This is a genomic window from Bacillota bacterium, assembly GCA_040754675.1.
In the GTDB taxonomy this organism is placed as follows: Bacteria; Bacillota; Limnochordia; order Limnochordales; family Geochordaceae; genus Geochorda.
Genome location: JBFMCJ010000569.1, coordinates 1 through 2,544 on the forward strand (window position 1 = coordinate 1; position 2,544 = coordinate 2,544).

Sequence of the window (2,544 nt, forward strand, 5' to 3'; positions counted from 1 at the left end):
GGAAGTCCTTCTTCCCCTGGACATGACCTTGGACGGTTTCCTGGCCGCGTGCGAAGCGCTTCCGGATGCTGAGGTGTTTGTGCTGGGCGCCCAGGTGGCCCTGGCTGGTGGAGCTCGGCCTGGGCGGCGCCGGGCGGGTGGTTGAGATGTCCTGCCGGGGGCCTGGCCCGCGCGGCTGGCTGCACGTGCAGTACACGGTGTTCTGTGGGTGCTGCCCGGCCTGGGAGTACCTGGAGGGAAAGCGCCGGCGCGAGGCCGGGCAGGACGCGAGGCGGCGTGGGTGGCGGTACACCCGCCAAAGGGGCTGGATCTGCCCCGAGTGCGGGGGGAAGAAGGGAGGCTCCTGACCGTGAGGGCCGCGCCGAGCAACCGAATAGGCAAGTTGGCCTGGGACATAGAGCAGGTAGACAGGCGCGTCCAACAGTTGCGGGCAGATCTTCGTGACCTGGGAATAGTTGGTGCGGAAGAAAGGCCCGTGGTGGCCCGAATTATCCTGGAAGGCGTGGCTGACCTGCAGCGGCGGGTCAACGACCTGAGACGTTACCGGCCGGCTCTGGAAGCCCTGGCCCGGGAAAGTTAGCGAAACCAAAACGGGGCTGCCTTGCGGCAGAAGAAAGGTTTGTAATGGCCGGGATCCTGGACTGGCCCTGGTTGGGTGTCTGCCGGGCAGGGGGGTATGGGTGCTGTTTTATCGTGTGGTGTCTCAAGGCCTGGGGCCGGAGCACCTGTTCCGGCCCTGCGGTTACTACGAGAAGGTTGGCGTGGATGGTGAGGTGGTGGTGGCCTGGTTTGGGGAATCCGGGACGTCCTGGTGCAGCAACGTGCCGGAGGTGTGTTTCGGTAGTCCCCGGCAGGTTGCCTGCCTTCCATTGGCGGTGCGGGATGTTGCTTCGGTTTCCTGAAGGGCCTGCTGGCCTGCCCGTGACTTCTTTTCGGAAAGGGGGGAGTGGGGCGGGCTGCGGGCCCGCCCTGGCTGCATGGACGAGAGGGTGGCGAGGGTGGCCCGGCTCCTGCTGGAGCTGGGGGCCGAAGCGAGGGAGGATTTCCTGTATGTCGAGGTGGTCTTGCCCCGGGGTATTCCGTGGATTGAAGCCACTGGTTTGCGGTTTACCAAGCGGCTCTTTGACGTCGGGCTTGAGGTGGGCAAGGACGGGCGGTTGTGCTATGCGCTGAGGCCGGGCCGGAGTCCTGCTGCAGTTGCGGTCGTGATCAGAGGTGACACCGGTGGTTACGGGTGCGAATATCGCGTAGACAAGGATCCTGAACCACCGACGGCCTTTTGGGATCGGCTGTACCTGATGGTTGTCCGGTTGCGGAGGTGGGTGTTTGAAAAGCCGGACGCCGGTGTTGATCTGGCATGGCGCCTGTACCGTGAGGCGGAGGAGTCGCATAGGGTACGTCCCCGCCGGGAGACCTACCTTGTGCGGCGCTTGCTGGAGGAGTTCGTGTGGGCTGAATGTGAACGGGCTCGGGCCGCGCGCCGTGTGAGGAACGCGGCCAAACGTGCCGCGTATGAGGAGCTCGTGCGCACTGCAGCGTCTGCCCCGCACTCGCTGAACGTGTTGTGCAAACTCGGTTTTCCGGTTCAAGCGCGTCGTCTCGGGCGGGGGGACTGGCGGGTGGATGTGTCGTGTGGTGGCGAGGAGTTTTCCGGCTGGGGCCGCTGTGCTGTGGAAGCGGCGGGTGACCTCCTGCGCGTGCATGGTTGCAGATTGGCTGCCTGATTGGTTTTGCGGCAGGTGCAGGGGAGGCTGGGCGGATTCCTGGCCTCCCCTTCCGTTGTTTGAAGAGTTGGCCGCCGGGCTCGGCTGGGTCCGGAAAAAAGGAGAGGGAGGGTGGAAGATGGGCTGGACGTTTCTCGAGAAGCCTCGGGGGCTTAGTGTCCGCGGGTTCTTCGAAGAGGAGTTCGGGCACCGGTATTCGGATGGCTCTGTAGGGCGGGTGCTGGATTGCGCCGTGGTAAACATGAGGGAGGCTTACATTGCCCACGAACGGGTCTGGCCGGACGGCCGCCGCGAGGTGAGCGCAATCGTGTGCCTGCTCGCCTTCCGGCCGCGGGACAGGTTTAACTTCGGCTACAAGGACATGGGTGAGGAGATGCATCCGTACTACTACAACTGTCCCGAGCGCATCCTGAAGATGCTCACGCCAACGGACAACAAGAGCGCTCTTGAGTGGCGGCAGAAGTGCTGGGAGAACCTGCGCGCCCGCCAGGCGCGGCCGAAGCTGCGGAAGGGCATGGTTATTCGGTTTGATGAGCCTATCCGCTTCAGGAACGGGGCGGTTGAATCGGAGTTTCGGGTTGAGGACCCCCGCCGTCTGCTGTTCACCGGGAAGGGTGGCTGGGGCTGGTACCGGCTGCGGCGCTGGCTGCTGGAGGAAAAGGCGTGGTCGGTGGTGGGTGCTTAATTCCCCGTTTGTCCAGTCTCTTCATTGGTGCCTGCTTCGGGGGTGTGGCGATACATGTTCGCTGATTTTGTGTTCTCCGATAATTCGTTTGCAGGCCCATAAAACTGGTCTGGAGGGGTGAGGCGTGAAGGACGG

4 protein-coding genes are annotated in these 2,544 nt (G+C 63.9%); all 4 read left to right on the top strand.

The features are described 5' to 3' along the window. Positions 1-349: 349 nt before the first annotated feature. The 4 genes from AB1609_20965 (at position 350) to AB1609_20980 (ending at position 2,409) form a co-directional block, all read left to right on the top strand. On the top strand, positions 350-580 hold the full coding sequence (locus AB1609_20965; protein ID MEW6048907.1) for a hypothetical protein: 231 nt from the start codon (positions 350-352) through the stop codon (positions 578-580). A gap of 100 nt (positions 581-680) precedes the next feature. Next, the gene (locus AB1609_20970) at positions 681-902 is read left to right on the top strand and encodes a hypothetical protein (GenBank protein MEW6048908.1); all 222 of its coding nucleotides are present in this window, start codon (positions 681-683) and stop codon (positions 900-902) included. Between the two features lie 96 nt (positions 903-998). Further along, on the top strand, positions 999-1,724 hold the full coding sequence (locus AB1609_20975) for a hypothetical protein (GenBank protein MEW6048909.1): 726 nt from the start codon (positions 999-1,001) through the stop codon (positions 1,722-1,724). Positions 1,725-1,842: 118 nt separating this feature from the next. Beyond that, positions 1,843-2,409, top strand: a complete 567-nt coding sequence (locus AB1609_20980; GenBank protein MEW6048910.1) for a hypothetical protein — start codon at positions 1,843-1,845, stop codon at positions 2,407-2,409. The last annotated feature ends 135 nt before the right edge of the window (positions 2,410-2,544 follow it).